The organism is Deinococcus detaillensis (assembly GCF_007280555.1).
In the GTDB taxonomy this organism is placed as follows: domain Bacteria; phylum Deinococcota; class Deinococci; order Deinococcales; family Deinococcaceae; genus Deinococcus; species Deinococcus detaillensis.
In genome coordinates, this window is record NZ_VKDB01000027.1 from 22,131 (window position 1) to 38,292 (window position 16,162).

The 16,162-nt window shown below is 61.4% G+C and carries 7 protein-coding genes; all 7 read right to left on the minus strand.

Going from position 1 to position 16,162, the window contains the following annotated elements:
• Positions 1–41: 41 nt before the first annotated feature.
• The 7 genes from FNU79_RS16220 to FNU79_RS16250 all read right to left on the minus strand — a co-directional run bounded on the left by FNU79_RS16220 (position 42) and on the right by FNU79_RS16250 (position 16,047).
• On the minus strand, positions 42–2,795 hold the full coding sequence (locus FNU79_RS16220; protein ID WP_143721839.1) for a hypothetical protein: 2,754 nt from the start codon (positions 2,793–2,795) through the stop codon (positions 42–44).
• A complete protein-coding gene (locus FNU79_RS16225; protein WP_143721840.1) occupies positions 2,792–3,538 on the minus strand; it encodes a hypothetical protein in 747 nt (248 codons plus the stop codon). The genes FNU79_RS16220 and FNU79_RS16225 overlap by 4 nt, the downstream gene beginning before the upstream one ends.
• On the minus strand, positions 3,535–5,508 hold the full coding sequence (locus FNU79_RS16230) for a hypothetical protein (RefSeq protein ID WP_143721841.1): 1,974 nt from the start codon (positions 5,506–5,508) through the stop codon (positions 3,535–3,537). Before FNU79_RS16230 ends, FNU79_RS16225 begins: the two co-directional genes overlap by 4 nt.
• Positions 5,505–14,474, minus strand: a complete 8,970-nt coding sequence (locus FNU79_RS16235) for a tape measure protein (RefSeq protein WP_143721842.1) — start codon at positions 14,472–14,474, stop codon at positions 5,505–5,507. Before FNU79_RS16235 ends, FNU79_RS16230 begins: the two co-directional genes overlap by 4 nt.
• A gap of 69 nt (positions 14,475–14,543) precedes the next feature.
• The gene (locus FNU79_RS16240; RefSeq protein ID WP_143721843.1) at positions 14,544–14,921 is read right to left on the minus strand and encodes a hypothetical protein; all 378 of its coding nucleotides are present in this window, start codon (positions 14,919–14,921) and stop codon (positions 14,544–14,546) included.
• Between the two features lie 166 nt (positions 14,922–15,087).
• Positions 15,088–15,567, minus strand: a complete 480-nt coding sequence (locus FNU79_RS16245; protein WP_143721844.1) for an NAD-glutamate dehydrogenase — start codon at positions 15,565–15,567, stop codon at positions 15,088–15,090.
• Positions 15,568–15,651: 84 nt separating this feature from the next.
• Positions 15,652–16,047, minus strand: a complete 396-nt coding sequence (locus FNU79_RS16250; RefSeq protein WP_143721845.1) for a hypothetical protein — start codon at positions 16,045–16,047, stop codon at positions 15,652–15,654.
• Positions 16,048–16,162: the final 115 nt, after the last annotated feature.

Genomic DNA, 16,162 nt, shown 5'->3' on the forward strand with positions numbered 1-16,162 from the left:
CCGTCTTTGGGGCGGGTGCGGATTGAAACTATCATCCCCTCTCAGGGCGCGATGAGTCCGTGCGCTCGCTGGACGGCCAGCAGGGCAATGAGCGCGGCCTGCGTGGTAGCAGCGTCTGTGGGGTTGGCAATTGCGGCTGCCCGCGCACCCACTACCTGCACTCCACCCACGCGGTAGTGTCCCGCCTCAATCCCCTGCCGCGCCCCGCCGACGCTGCTCCACACCTGCGTCAAAGTGCCGTCAGCGGTTGGATCAGTTGTTGTCCAGTACGCTGTCCCTCCATACAACAGGGTGTCGAATAGCGCGAATGTCTGATACGGACCCTGTTTGAAATACAGGTCATGCCAGCCGTCCGCCGTGCGGTACACCCGAAACTCCCAGTCGGCAGCGTTTCCGTGCGTGGTGAGGAGTGGCACCACCGTCACCGCGTTGCCTGCCCCCCGCACGCCGAACGCAAAGTCCACTGTGGCACTCCTGTCCCCCGTGCGGCCCGTACTCGTGCCGAGAATGACGCGCCCGCTGAAAAGGGCATTCTCATTTCCGGCAATGGGGTTGACTGCCTGAATCCGGCACAGGCGCGTCCAGACATCTGTGGCACTGGTTGGGGCCAGTTTTCTGCGGATGCTGCCCTGTGCATCCAGCTTGAGATTCAGAGCCGCCTCGATGTCTGTATCGGTGGCCCCGAACGTCAGCCCCGCCTTGAAGTAGGTCTTGCCGCGCACGATGCCGCCGCTGCGTTTGAGGTAGGCCCGGCCACCCAGCGCTCCGATGCGTGCCCAGACGCGGGCCAGCGCAATTCGGCCCAGACTGTCCACAGGATCAGCAAGCGTTACCCGCAAACGATCCGGCGCAACGCTTCCCGTCGTTGCCGGGTGCTGCCAGCCGGGAAACGCGCTGAAGTTGTCGGTCAGGTCAAGGTGCGTGACCCACGTATCCACGCTGCCTACCTTCACGCGGGCTTCCAACAGGACGCGGCGGGCGTTCCAACCGTAATCGAACACCAAGCCCCACATATTCATGCTGGCGTAATTCGCATCGAACTGAACCTCAAACGTGACCGACTGCCCCGCACTCAAGGTGTAGACGGCTCGCAACTCCATCAGCTCGCGGAACGCATTGCTCAGACTGCCAGCAGGCACAGGGCCAGCGGTCTGCGTTACCACAAAATCCTGATCCGACAACGCCAGAGAATCATCTGCGTTGCCAGAAAAATTGCGGTTATTCAGGCTGGCGGGCAGGATCGCCGTTCGCTTGTGCGGCAGGCTGCCCACCGTGGCGCAGTGGTACTCATCAAAGTCGCTGATGCGGGCGCGAAGGGGCGTCTGCCCGCCGTCCCGCACGATATTGCCGATCCCGTTGGGGCTGAGGTTGTAAGCATAGGTCTGCTTGAAATCCCACGTTTTGACCTCAAACAAGTTGTCAAGCAGCTTGGTTCCCGTGGTCAAGATGGTGTGAACGGTGTCGGGGCGAGCCTGCAATTGGCCCCGCGTGCGGTTGCCGCTGATCTCAACGCCCGCCTCATGCTTGTAGACGATGCCGTAGGTGCCAAAATCGGTGGACACCGTCGCCTCATTCCCGTTAATGTATCCCCCGACATAGGGCGTGCCGTCTAGGTTTAGGGTGGGGTTTGTCCAGTAACGGATCGGGGTTTCATAACCGAACGATTTCATTTTCAGCGTGGCGAGACTGACCCAGCCTGTATCAGAACGCAGGTCAATCCCCACTCCCTGACGCACCGTAAGGCGGTTGCCCCACGCCTCTAATTCTACGTCCAGCGGTCTGTCAAAATCGTAAAACCTCCCGTCCCCAGAGACAATGACCGCGGATTCGGTGAAGTCCGTCATGGCCCGCGTATCGGCCACGTATTTCCCGGTGATGAATGGCTTGCTGAGTCGGATCGCGGTGAAGTTACCGCTGGGCCGGATTCGTCCCCAGCCCAGGCACTCAAACGAGGTGCGTTCTGGGGGGTCAAAGGTGCTGCCCGTGGTGATGTCTTCAAAGTTAGCGATAGTGACGCCCGCCGCCGCACTGAACGCCGCCGCCGCCGCTAGCGCCATTGCGTTCTGCGCCGCCGTGTTGGTCGGGCTAACCCCGAAGCGCCGCGCCGAGACGTACCCGGCTCCAACGTTCGTCAGCAGTTGCCACGCACCCGCCACGCGCTTGAAAATATCGCCCGTCTGAGCGTTCTCCACCAGATCGTCGTCAAGATGACTCCCGAGTGCAGCATCCACCGCCGCCTTATCGCCGTAGACCTTGCCCCGCGTGGTGCTGACGGAGAGGTTCGCCACCGCGTTGTCCGCTGCTACTTTACTCTGCGCGGTATCGGCCAGCGATTGCGCACTCAAGGCGTGGTCGGTGTCGGCACGCGCCGCCTTCGCATCCAACGCCGCCAACCCCGTGCCGAGGGCAATAAGCTGTTCAGGCGTTGCAGAGGATGCCTTGCCTGCCCTCATCAGCGCATTAATGTCCAGTTCGGTGGCGGCGGGTGAACTTAAGACCGGCTGGAATGTGATGGAGCTGATTGGCAGGCCGCCCTTGCGAACCGTCAGGCGCACCGAGTCAGGGTCAGGGTCAATACCGGGGCGGGCCGCGCCGCTGATGAAGTCGCTGAAGGCTGTGCCGTTGAATGCTTTCAGGTCTCCGCCCGAATCAATGGCCGCATCGGGGAAGCCCTTGGCCGGGCCGACGCCGTTCTGACCGATCACGCCATGCGAACCATCTACCGAAAAGGAGACGCTCAGCGGGGCCGTTTCGGTGCCCCGGTCATGTTTGAATTTCCAGACTACGTTGCTCAAAGTTCCCCCTCTTTCCACCCGATGACGGCGGTGGCCCCGGCGGCGATGATGGTCAGGCTGGACAAACCCGGTTCCAGATACGGCAGCGGGCCGGTCACATACAGCGCGGCGTCCACTCCGTTCAAGGTCACGTCCTCGCCGTCAAGCGTCAGGGTCAGACCCGGCGGGATCGTGCCGTGCCAGGTGGTCAGCCCCGCGTCACTCAGGATGCTGGGGTTGATGACAGCCGACCCGCCCGCCGTGATGCTGGTTCGCAGATCCGCCCGCGCTTGCCCGCTGATGTTGACGATGGCCGCACTTCCGACTGCCACCGGGCGTTCTTTGCTTTCCTGCCAGAAGTACGGCGACTTGTGCTCAATCGTCAGCTCCACTGCGCCGCCGAGCTGAGCGCTTCCGGCAAAGCTGCGCGTGACCTTGCTCACCCCGGCGATACTCAGCGTCCCGCCCGGCGTGCGGCTGTACCCACGAAACAGCGGGGCAACAGTGGCAATTTCGCGCTGCAAAGCAAAGGCGAAGTCATGGTTTTTGCCGTGCGTTGCGAGCGTTATGACCATCTGACCAGCCCTCGGGCGGCGCTCGCCGATGAAGATTTTCATTCCGGTACCCGGCACATCCTCAAAGGTTCCAACTGGAATCAGATCGGGCAGCGTCTCGGTCTTCACGAAGAGAGCCTGCTCATTCGTCCAGCGGTGCAGGTTCAGCAGGTCAGCCCCGTTTTCATCTAGAAATACTCGGTCAATCACGCGCCACCTCCCGGCGTGCGGAGAATCCGCTCAACACTCTGGAAGCCCAGATCAAGCGCCTCGGTATCGTCTAAGGGTTGCGGCGTTCCGGCCTCGATGCTGGGCGTCAGGGTGTCTAGGTCGTAAACCCCCCGCGTCACGTCCAAATCAACGTCTCCATTGGCCGTGTCAAAGCGGGCAATGCCGCTCACGTCCAACCGGCGCAAAGTTTTGTACTTGCCTACCCAGCTCCGAACCGGCTGCATCTTGTAGCGCAGCAGCCCGTACGCGTAGGCGACAAGCGCAAACTGATCCGCGATAGCTGCGCCAATCCAGCCCACAGACGCGGGCGGGCCGGTGATGACCATTTCAGAGGCGGTGATGTCCTGCGGCGTGCTCCAGATGCGCCGCCCGTCCACATCATCCTTCCGGGTCAGCATGATGCTCACTGGACTGGTCAGCGTCGGGTTTGCCAGCGTTACGGCGCTCACGTTGACATCGGTACTCACCGTGTCGCCTGAGCGCCAAACGTAGACGCCGGGTAAGCCCACGCGGGTACGGTTGACGGTAAACGGCGCAATCACAAATTGTAGATAACTCCCTGCCGGGTCAGTCGGTATCCTGCGTGCTTTGAAAAGCGCCCGGAAGCTCGGCTGTGCGGCACTTACACCGGGCAAGCTCACCGTCAGGCGGGCATAGTCGGCGGGTACGGCAGTGGCAATGTTGACACTAAAGGCAGGCGGACGATCCCCGCTGTGGGCAGTCCGGTAGGCGTCGTAAGCGCTGTCTTGGAGATAACGCCACTCAAGCGCCTGGGCGCTACTGGTAGTGAATCTGACAAAACTGCTGGCCCCGTAAGGCTCGGTTGAGGGCGTCCAGCTTCCCGCGCCGATCTTGTACTCAATCGTCAATCCGCTGACCGGCACGCTCAGCAGCACGTCATAACTAAAGGCCGTGCCAGTGGCGGCTGTGATGTTGCCACCCTCGCCCCCACTGGCTACCGGCTGATAGGCCGCGCCCTGAGTCACAGCAGGATTCAGGGTCAGCCCGTCGCCCAGATGCCCCGTCCAAGCTGGCGTGAGGGCTGTCTGAAGGCCGTAGACACTGGCGGTCAAGGTTGGATTGTCCGGGTGGTCGAGTAGCACGATGACGTCTACGCTCGTCCCTGAATATGGATTGTTCTGGGTGGTAGTCACGCTTGCCGGCAAGCCTTCTTGCAGCCAAGCTTCCCCAAACACAGCAATCTCCAGCGTGGCCTTGTACTCGAAAAAGGCCCGCACCGTGTCCGGCCTGGCGTACTCAAAGCGCACGCAATTCTTGTAGCCGTCACGAACACCTGGAGGCCTGTCCGAGCGTGCGCGTGGGAAGCGGTGGGTCAGGGTGTCAGTGAGCTGATGCACCACGATTTCGCCCAGCGCGTTCACACCCCAAGTCGCTCCGGCGGCGGCGGGCAAAGCGGCCTGCATAGCGTCCCCCACAAGCTCAAAGAGGGTCAGGGCATTCAGTACCGCGTTCACGTCCGCGATGCTCCCCACCGTGATTCCGGGTGGCAGCACGGCGCGGGCTAGGACAGCTTGAAGGTAAGGCCGGAAGCGGGCCTTGAGCGGCAGCACGGTCTTCCCGTCCGTGTCCACATCCGAGCGCCAAGCCGCGCTGCTTACCCTGTCCTTGAGACTGAGCAGCTTCACCTCTCCCGCGCCCGTTTCCCACGGCTCCTGACCGACTTCACCGAGGTAAATCGGCGTGTCCGAGTCCGAGAGGTAGACCCGCACCCAATCACCGGGGGCCATCCGCGAGCCGCCGCGCTCGGGAACGGCGCTGAGCTTCAGGTTGCCGGAGCCGCACAAGTTGCCTGGCAGGATTTCGAGCTGGCCACCCAGCACGGCCAGTTCACCCGGTTTGTACTCGCCCGCCGCCCGCTGATAGACAGTCTGGTAAGGCCAAGGCGCACCGGCCCGACTGAAGGTCACGTAATACGTGAGGAACCTCATGCGAACCGCGCAAAGCGGGCACGCAGGCCACTTTCCATGCCGCCACGCTGACCACTTTCATAAATGGTCGTCTGCGTGTAGCTGATTTCCTTGACCGCTGCCGTGTTCCCGTTCACCGCCTTGGTCAGGTCGGGAATGGCGCTGTTCAGCACGCCCAGCAGCGGCCCCAGCTCGCCGCCGATCTGGACGCTCAAGCCGGGCAGGGCCGCGCCGATCTGCTGGATGATGCTGCCCGCGTCCAGTCCCTTGCTCAGTGCCGCGTCGAGCTGGCTGAACAGTGGGTCAAGCTGGCTGAGGATGCGTTTCACGATGAAACCGTCCTGAATGGCTTGACTGATGCGGTCGCGCACACCCTTGTACATCGCGTCAAGCGGGCTGTCGCCGTTCAGGAAGGCTTGCACGCCGCTCAGGAAGCTGCTGCGCCAACTCTGGGCGGTTTGTTCGCGCTGCTGAGTCAGTTGCTGCGCGGCCTGCACCTCGGCGGCTTGAGCAGTGAGACGGGCGGCGCGTTCCGCAGTGTCATATCGGGCGTTGATGCTGCTCCGCTGGGCGGCGGTCAGTTCGGTGTTGCTGAGATCGGCCTCACGCTCCAGAGCGATGCGCTCAATCGTGCGGGCCAGCCTATCGGCGTTGTACGCACTGTCGATCCGGCGGCGCTCCTCATCGGTGCTCGCAGAGGCGAGGGCTAGCGAGTGCTCAGCATCCGCAAGGCTGTCTTGGTTGCTCAGCGCCTGTAAACGGATGCCCCGCTCGATTTCCGCCGCTCGTTTGGCCGCAGCGGCTTCCCAGTCGAGATAGTCCTGCTCAATCCCTTGGCGGCGCAAGCTGAACTGCCTGAGCAAGATTTCACGCTGTTCGTTGGTCAGCGCCGTGTTTTCCAGTGCCGCCGCCTGCTCCTCATCGGCCTGGCGGAGGGCCAGTTCGCGGGATTGAGTGTGGAAATCGGCCTCACTGATGAGTTTGGCCCGCTGTTGCAAGCCGAGCGCCGTGGAGTCATTGTTCGAGCGGTCAGCCACGTTCTTCTGGCGGATGGCCCTGAGGGTGTTTTCTTTCTCGGTTTCGGCGGCGACATCCTTGAGGCGGTATTCGTTACGGATCAGCGCGATCTGCTCCTGGGTCAGCCCCTCCTTGCTGAGTACCTCTTCCATCGCGGCGGCGTTCGTCCGTTTGGCAAGGGCCAGTTGTTCGCGGGCGGCGTCCTCGCCGTTGATGAGCTGGGCGTTCTTGCGGATGTCCAGACTGGCCTGCTCAATACCGAGCTGTTGCGAGGCGATGCCGCGTGCCTTTTCAGCGGCCTTACGCGCCTTCTCAGCGGGCGTGGTCAGCGCATCATCGACGATCTTTCCGACTTCCAGAAGGCCGTCTATTTCTGGCTGAAGCGAGGCTACGCCACTCTTGAAGTCGGCAACGGCGGTGGCGATCATGTCTTTGTTTCCGCTTTTGAACGCTTCCATCAGCTTGCCCACGAGCGGCCCGAACACCGCGATGACCGGCGCACTGTTCAGGAACCCGTCGACCAACCCTTTGAACGCCACTTCCTTGAGGCCGTCGTAAATGGATTTGGTGAAGCTGTCTTTGCTGCCAGTGGCCAGCGCCGCTTTGAAGCCGTTTTCTGCGCCGGAGACAATTCCGCCCTCAAAGCTGAGCGCCAGCGCTTTACTGGCCTCGTCGATGGTTTCTTTGAAGTGGGTCGTCTGCCAGAACAGAATGCCGGTGGTGTACGTTTCGACTTTGCGCGTGCCGTAGCCCTCGTTATCGAAGCGGAAGCCCTTGTTGTAATCGGCAGTTTTCTTCAGCTCAGCCCGGAAGGCTTCGGCCCGCTTGGAGAAGAACGTGAAGATGCTGGTCAGCGCTTGGATGGCCGCCGCAACGTAATCCCCTTTCGACAGTGATTTGGCGAAATTGGCAACATCGTCAACCATGCTGCTGAGGTCGCTTCCCCACTGCCCGGCCACTTCTGCCGTCATTCCGCCGAGGGATGACATGGCCGCCGTGACCATTGGGACGGCTTGTTTGGCGTACCGTTCAAAGGTGTTGATCTGGGCTTCGCGGGCGGCGCGTAGGGCGTCCTCAGCGGCTTCTAGGGCTTCTACAGTCGCGCGGTACTTCTCATTGTCGAGTGCGCCGCCCACGAGCTGAGTACGGTACTCGCTGATCTGGTCAATCAGCGCCCCTTGCAGCTCGGCGTTGGCTCCGAAGTCCAGACCGTTGCCTTGGGTGGCCCTGCGCTGGGCAGCCTTGACCTTATAGGCCGCTTCTTTATTGGCGAGGCTGATGCCGGCCTCTACCCCGTCAGAATCAATCTGGATGAGGGCAGTTTTCAAAGCCAAGCGGGCTGCTATCAGCTTATCGGCGTTGCCTTTGGCGTCCTCTACGGCGCGGTCATAAGCACGCTGAGCGGCATCTCTGCGGGCCTGCAAGCTGCTTTCGAGGTATTCCCGCTCACCCACCGTCCCGGCCTTGTGACGGGCCTCTTCCTGCGCTGTGGTCAGGGCGGTCACGGCGTCTTCGGCAGCGCGGCGCAAGTTCAAGCGGATCAAGCGCCGCTCCTCTTCACCCTGAGTCGTGATCTGGGTACTGGCGGCCTCGGCTTCAAGGTCAGCCGTTTTTTTCAGATCAATATCCACACCAGCAACCGTGAGGGCGCGTTTGTGCTGACGTTCGATGGCTGCCAGTTGGAAGGTTTCCTTTTCTTGGCTGTATTCGACATCGCTACTCAAGCCGAGAATGTGTCTACGGTCAGCCGCCGTTTGCTCCAGCTTGGCCAGCGCGTCCTCAGTGGCGTAGCGGCGCTGCAAGCGGATTTGCTCACGCTCGCTTTCCCCCTGCGAAGTGAGGGCAGTGCGCTGCGCCTCGGCTTCGGTGTTGGCAGTTTTGATGAGGTCTTTATCTACTCCAGCGGCCTTCACAGCAGCTTTGCGCTGGCGCTCAATTGAGGTGAGTTGGATGTCCTCTTTCTGTTGGCTGTAGGTCAGATCGTCGCTGAGCTTGAGGGCGTGGCGCTGGTCAGCTCCGGCCTGTTCGAGCTTGGAGAGAGCGTCTTCAGTGGCTTGCTGCCTCTGGACGGCGATGTTGTCCCGCTCAGATGTGCCTTGCGCCTTAGCTCCGATCCGGCCTGTCTCGGCAACCCGTCCCGCTTCGTTCCAAGCCCCCACGTCACCGGCTTTATCGGCGGCAGCTTTGGCCCGCTTCTCTTCGCGGTCGATGGCGTCGATCTGGAGGCGTTCAGTCTCGCGGCTGGCCTCCTCTTCGGTGATGAGGCGGGCGGCCTTGCGCTGGGCGAGGCTGGCCCCTTCCAGCCCAGCTAGGCTGTCCTGCGTCCGTTTGGCGTTACTGAGCGTGAGCTGACCCAGAGCGGCTTGCTGTTCGCCCTCAACGCGAAGTTTGGAGGCATTGAAAGCGTCATTCGCCGCCTGCACTTTGGCCGGATCACCGTACAGCCCACCAGCATCTGAAATCGAGTTCTCTTTGGCAGTCTGAGCAAGCGCGAGCTGCCGCGTGGCCCGCTGGTTGATGTAGTCCTCTTCGTTGATTTCCAAGCGGGCATGACGGCCTTCCAGCGCCTGCAATTCCAGATCACTGAGGGCTTGCTGATGGGCGCGGGCGGCGTCTAAATCGGCCTTAAGTACCCCGGCGCTGTAATCGTCGTTCAGGCCACGCAGGCGGCGCAGGTGAGCGGCCTCGGCGTTCTCGTAAGCTTGGAAACTGGCCCCGGCAGAGTCAAGGCGGTGCTGCTCAGCGGCATAGTCCAGCGCCTCGCTTTGCTCCAGTAAGTCTTTGCGCCGCGAAAGGTAGGTCTCAGCGCTCATGCCATCTTTGTTCTGGTCAAGCTGAGTGAGTTGCTGCTGCACCACACCTTTTTGCCCTTCGATGGTCAGGGCCGCGCCGTCTTGCACGCCCTTCACGATGGCTTGCTGTACCTTTTGACCGAGGGCAGCAAGAGAGGGGTATTTCTCCGGGTCGATCTTCGCCAGCTCGGTATCCACCGCCTGCAAGCTGGCCTGATCGCCGCTGCTCAGGGCCGTATAAGCGCTGAGGATAGTGGGGCTGAGTTTCTTGTCCCCTAACCCGAGCTGCACATCTGCCGCCGCACCGCCCAGATCGCGCAGGGCTGCCGCAAACTGCTTGGCCTGATCCACCGGTAAGAACTGATCGGCATTGCTGGTCAGATTCTGAAAGAGCTGGCCGAGTTTTTCCAACGAATCAAAGTCCACTCCAGAAAGGTCAACCCCAGCCGCTGCCAGCTTCGTGAGCAGGGTAGGAACGTCGCTCAGCTCGCTCATGCTGGCCTGATCCGCTGTGACCCCTAAGAGGCCGCGCAGCGCCCCAGCCAGCAGGCCGAGCGCGTCACTGCGCCCCTGTGCTTGCTGGTCAATGGTGCCGCCGCCGCTGAACAGGCCGTTCACCGTGTCGGTAATCGTTTTGACTTGGGCTTCACGATCTTTGAAGAGCTGATCGGCCACCTGATTTTCCTGAGCCTGAATCTTTGCGGTGACGTCTTTCAGCCGCTGGGCTGCAGCCCGTCCAAAGCCGTCCAGCGAGGCGAGATAAGCCGTCTGGAGGTTGGTTTTCCCCTCAGCGGTGGTGCTGTCCACAGCGGCGTTTGCAGCACTCAGGCCCGTGCTGTTGCCCGCGTAGGTCGTGGCGTTCGCCAGCTTCTGAATCCGCGCTTTCTCAACTAGGGCGCGGCTGGCTTCGTTGCGCTGAACCTCGGCAAGCTGACGCTGGAAGGCTAGAACCTTGGCCCCGCCGCTTTGCTCGATGTGGAGCTGTTCATTCAGGTTGCCCTCAGCGTTTTTCAGATCGGCGTCCCGCTGAGTCACGGCGTCGGAGAGCTGCTGGGTCAGGGCTTCTTTCTTGACGCCGCGCAGACTCGCTTGCAGCTCTAAAGTCTGGCGCAACTGGGCGTCACTGCTGGTTTTTTGGGTCTTCTCCGCTTGGGTCAAGAGCTGCGCTTGGGTGTCGCTGGCGCTGCTCAGCGCGTTGTCACGGGCGTCCTGAGCGGCTTGCAGGGCAAGAGTGTTCTGCTGTCTGGCAAGCTGCTCAGCGGCTTCACGTAAAGCGGGTTTGCCTTTGGCGGCGGCGTCCAAGGCCACCGAGAGGCTGTTGGCGGCCTGCACTTTGGCGAGTTGGTAGCTTTTCCGGGCCTGCCCTTCCTGCGCCGCTTCGAGCGCTGCGCCTTCGTTTTGCTGAACCTTGAGCTTGGCGTCCGCACTCTCGCCGGCGGCTTGCAAGGCAAGGGCGTAGCTCCGCTCGGCAGTGGCAAGGCTCTGTTTGGCCGTGTTCGCCTCCGACTGGGCGCGGCCTTCGCTCTTTTGCCGCACAATCTCGGCGATTTTGTCCGCATCCGTCCCGGCGGCTCTCAGCCCGTCAATCTCAGAGCGGGTCGAGGCCACCAGATCGGAGAGGGCATTTTTCTGTGTGCGGTCTTTGGTGCCAGGGAGGGCCTGCTTAGCCGCCGCCTGCACCTTGCCGAGCGCTGAGATGTAAGTCTGGACGGCCTTCTGATAACCGGGCGCGTCTTCCGATACCAACTGAAACGCGGCGCGGGCGTCTTCCAACTGGCGCTTGAATGAATCTGCTAGGCCGTTCTTTTTGCTCAGGCCCTCAATCTCGCTACTGGTCGAAGCGAACAGGCTGCTGAGGGCGTTTTTCTTGTCGCCTGCGGGCATGGCCTTACCGAGCTTCTGGCTTTCGGTAGCAGCCTTCCTGAGCACGGCCAGATAAGCGTCCAGGGCCTTGTCGTAACCGGGCGTCTCTTTGGTGTAGAGGCCGAATACCGCTTTGGCGTCCTCAATCTGCTTTTTGAGGGCTTCCACCGCGCCGCCGGACTTGGCGAGGCCGCTGATTTTGTCGGCAGTGGATTTCACGATGCCTGCCAGATCGGAGCGGTTTGCGTCAGCTTCCGGCAGCTTGCCAGCGGCACTGAAGGCTAGGCTTTGAACGTTATTCAGCGTGGCCAGGTACTTGTCAACCGCTTTTTGATACCCGGCTGAACTCTTTTCCAGCCCTTTGGTGTTGAGCGTGAAAGTGTCCTCGGCTTGCTTCAGGCGGGCCGTGAGGGTGTCCTGTAAGGTGGCGACGGCGGCTTTACCGCCCACACCGCTGTAATCGAAGTTCTCGGCGTTGCTCTTGCTTTTACTCTTGCTGGCTGGAGCCGCCGTGGTGTTTTCGGAAGCAGCGCTGTCGGACGCCGCGACGCCGGTATACCTAATGGCAAATGGCTCCACCGCTTTATCGCTGCCGGCGCGGTAGCCCATTGCATGAATGTGGGCATTGTTCGGCCCCAGATCGGCATGAGCCAGTGAGCCGGTTTGCCCGACCTTGGCAATGAGCTGGCCCTGCTGGACAAGCAGCTTGCCGCCCGCCTTTTTGATAGCGCCCTCTATGCCATCGGCGTACTTGTCAAGGTGTCCTAAAAGGAGTTTGTTGCCCGCTGCGTCGATCAGCTCAGCGATATGCCCGGTGGTGTCACTCCAGCGGGTTGTCAGGTAGCCAGTGAACGGGGCAAGAACATCGGTGCCAGTCTTGGCAAACAGGTCTTCGCCGTTGTGGATTTTGCCGCCAAAATACTTGCCGCCAAACGGTGTGCCGGTACGTGTGCCGCCACCCAGTCCCAACATGGTTGCGAGTTGCTCACGGCCTTGAATGGTCTCTTGCCCGCGCTGCGCCGTATCGTTCTGGCTCGGCCCGTAAGTCGGCGCGTTCCGATCATCCTGCCGTCCCCTGGCGTCGGCAGCGTTCTGCTTTGCCCGTGCTACCGCGTCATCGGCAAAGTTGCCCTTGCCGATGTGCAGCAAGTCACGCGCCCAGTCGGGGATGTAGCCCTTGACCTTCTCAATGGCATTGGACACGCTTTCACCCAGCCGCGCCGCCAGATCAGCAGTCCCGGCCACGATCCCGTCGCGGATGTTCAAGCCAATCTGCTTTGCCTTGTTAAACGCATTAGTGGCCAGCGTCTTGAGCGCGGCCCAAACCTTTTCAAGCGCACCATCAATGACCTTGCCGGTACGTGCCCACATTTCCGAGAACGTGTCCGCCGCGCCCTGATAATCGCCGCTGATGAGCTGTGAAATGGCTTGAAAGGTGCTGCCGAAGCGGTCAAGCCAGCCAGCCAGAATGCGGAAGGTGGCCGTGACAGCAGCGCCCAAGGCGGGTGCGAGCGCGTCCCAGATGGGTTTAAGAACATGCTCCCAGAGCTGTGCAATCAGGTTGAATGCGCCTTCGATGAACCGCGCCGCACCCTGAATCACGCCGGGTATTTCTGTCCAGACGCGCTTAACGAGGGGGGCCATGCGCTCAAAGATTGGGACGAGCACGCTCTGATAAGTGCCTTGGATAGCGCTCCAAGCAGCCTGAATCATGCTGCGCGTTTTGCTCACGGCGGCTTCAGCGGACTTCCCCTGCTCTGCAAACGGCGCAAACAGCACCTGAGAAATCTTCAGGCTCAGATTCTTGAACAGGCCATCAATCCCACCGCTCTCGAAAAGGCTTTTGACCTTCCCCAGATTGACGTTTACTTGAGCCAGCAAGTCCTTTAAGCCCAGCTTCTCAGTGATGTACTCGCCCGCCTGACCGCCCAACTGCTTGAGCACGTCAGTGGTGTTCGACCACATGCCCAGCAGCGTTTTGCTCTGGGCTTCCATGCCGCCGCCGAATTTCTTTTGCAAGCCTTCAAGGATGGCGGGAATGGCCACCGCCGAGCTGATGGCTCCGTTCTCTGCCATCTTCATGGCCTCGGGGATGCTCACCCCGATCTTGTCGGCCAGCAGCTTCCAAGCCGGAATGCCGCGCTCGGCAAGCTGATTGACTTCCTGCGCCATGACCTTGCCCTTGGCGAACATCTGCCCAATGGCCAGCGTCACGCCATCCAGCATGTCCTTTCCGCCGCCGAGGGAACCGACCGCGTTGCCCACTGCGGTCAGAACCGGGATGATGTCTTTCGCGTCAAAGCCGTAAGCCAGCAGGCGGCGGGAGCTGTCCCGCAGGCCCACCAACTCAAACGGTGTACGGGCTGCAAAGTCGGCAAGTTCGGCCAGGAACGCTTTTGCCTTCTCTCCGCTGCCTAGCATGGTCGTGAAGGCCACCTGAGCCTGCTCCATATCTCCCGCGAGGCGGATCAGGCCCAGTCCGCTTCCGACGATCCGCTGAACGCCCTGCGCGACCTGCTGCAAGATTCCCAGCCCGGCGTTCAGAGACACGACACTGGCTTGGAGGCGACTGAAGCCCCCGGCACTGCTGTCCGCCTCGCCGCGCAGCATGGCCAGCGCCCGCGCCGCAATCTGGGCAGCCAGCCCGGTGTTCTTTTCCGCGTCGGTCAGGCGCTTGAGACCCGCGTCTGCACCGGCGATGATGGCCGCCAGACGCTGAGCCTCGGCGCTGCCCGCCGCAAAGCCCTGCGCCATGAGCAGCGCTGCCGCCCGCACCGCTTCAAGCTGGGTGCGTGACTGTGCGCCCGCCGTGCCCGCGCCTTTGAGCTTCTTCTCAAGGTCTTCAATGCCGCGCCCGTTGATCTGATTGATGGAGCGCTGAGCGTCCGCGATGATCTGAGCAAGCCGCTGGGCTTCCACACTGCCCGCTGCAAACCGGCCCGCCATGCCCTGCGCGGCGGTGATGACGCCTTCAAGCCGGGTCTTGGCTCCGGCGGCATTGGCGTCCACTCCAGCGAGCTGCTGGCTGAGTGTGCGGATATTGGCGGCATCGATGCGGCTCAGGGAGGCCGTGATCGTGGCGGCGGCCTGGCTGAGCTTAATGGCCTCGGCACTGCCAGCCGCGTACCCGGCGGCGAGGGTCTGAATCATGTTGCGCGTGGCCAGGAGTTGCGCCCGTTGGGACTCGCTGGCCGAGCCGGTAGCCTTTATGTCAGAGTTAAGCTGATTAACTAGACCGGACAGCGTTTTGACGTCTGCGCCGCCTGCAACCTCGGCGTGGATATCAATCAATATGCGGTCAGCGTTGGAGGCCATGCTTCAAGATTGGCGGGCAGGGTGACACCCGGCAGGCAAGGAAAACCCCGCCGAAGCGGGGTGAGGTTTTTACTTGGAGGTGATGGACACCATGCAGATTCTTGTTTTGCCCCGCTCGTATTCATCGAAATAGACATCAACAAATACTGGCGGCTTTGCTTTGTTGTAATAATTAAGTCTACGGTAGCCATTGCCAAGGTCTTTTTCGCTCCCTCTTGACCACTCCGGCGCGAAGAGTCCCGTGTCAATCATGGTCAGCGGCAGCGGCAATTCCCACTTGCCGACCAGTGCAAGCTTCACCGTGTCGTTATAACTGCTGAAGCTTGCGGGCAAGCTTAAGTAGCGCTCGCAGACGCTGGGCGCATCAGTCTTATAGGCGTCAAGGGCGGGAGATTGCTGGGCGAAGGCCGTACCGGAGAGCAGTAAAAGAAGCATGACTTTTTTCATGCCCTGCACTTTATCTCACTCGGATTGACTTTTCGTCTTCTCCTGATACTGCCGCTCGCCTTCCACTGCGTTCGCCCAGAGCATGATCGCCGTGTCGAACGCCAGCAGCTCGTGAGGCTCAGCCCCGTTGATCATCAGCAGCGTATGGGGGCGGCAGCTGTAGGACTTAGCCAGCGCGTGGAGGCTTACCGCGTGCCTTGTCAGGAAACTGCTCGGCGACTTGCACCACCGCCATTGCCGGGGCGCTGAACTCCTGCACCGCTTCCAGCAGCATGGTCAAATCTGGCCCCAAACCGTAATCGGGTTCCTCTAGGCTGCCGCCGTACAGCTCCACAAGCGCTTCCAGCTTCGGCTCAATCAGTGCGGCCCTCAGTAACTTTTCCTGAAGCTGAATGCTGGTTTCCATCATTTGCTCACGGCTCATGGCTGGGGCTTGACCGTCTACGGATTCAATGGCTGCCGCGCTCTCTTTGGCGTACTCGCTGGCTGCCGTGAGCAGGGCGGGCGTGCTCATGACGTGCCGGGCGGCGTCCATCGTGTACGCCTCGATGTTCAGCTTTTTGATGATGACTTCGACGCCGGTGGAGAGTTCAACGGTTTTGGTGAAGCCTTTGAGCTTCAGCGCGGGGTGGGGGCTGCTGGTCATGGTGTCAGTGTCGTGGGGCGGGTGACACCCCAAAGGAAACGCGCCCAGCAGTGAGGCCGGGCGCGAGGTGGGCAAGCGTGAGGTTTAGCCGGGGAGATTCCACTCGAAAGTGGGATTGCCATTATTCAAAATGGCTTTGATGTCAATGGGAACCACGATTCGCCCCAAGCCACCATCGGGCACAAAGGTACTCACGCGGCTGTGCGGGAACTTAACGCTCAGCTCCTTCGTGCCGATCTTGAAGCCCGCTTCCAGCACCGCGTCCGTTCCAGCCTCGTAAGCGTCCCGCATGGCGTCGGGGATAGTGGCCGCGCCCAGACGGATGTTGACCATGGCAGAGAGTGCCCCGCTGCGGCTCCAGCCCACCGCGTACAGGTTGTTCGTCGGGTCGAGTCCCTGCGCGGCGTCCTCGGCTTCCATTGGCTGCGTGATCGTGATGGTCGCCTCGGTGGGCTTGACCGTGCCGGCAGCGTACTTCACGAAGAAGTTCATGAACTTTGGGCTTGCCCCGATTTTGCGTAGTTGAGGTTAAGCGGCTGTAGATTGGCGTTCGAAGTCGGCGGGTGTCAAGTAGCCTAGAGACGAGTGGCGGCGC

Coding starts and splice junctions, on each gene's coding strand:
- FNU79_RS16240 (WP_143721843.1), bottom strand. CDS start 14,921: ATGAAAAAAGTCATGCTTCTTTTACTGCTCTCCGGTACGGCCTTCGCC.
- FNU79_RS16245 (WP_143721844.1), bottom strand. CDS start 15,567: ATGACCAGCAGCCCCCACCCCGCGCTGAAGCTCAAAGGCTTCACCAAA.
- FNU79_RS16235 (WP_143721842.1), bottom strand. CDS start 14,474: ATGGCCTCCAACGCTGACCGCATATTGATTGATATCCACGCCGAGGTT.
- FNU79_RS16230 (WP_143721841.1), bottom strand. CDS start 5,508: ATGAGGTTCCTCACGTATTACGTGACCTTCAGTCGGGCCGGTGCGCCT.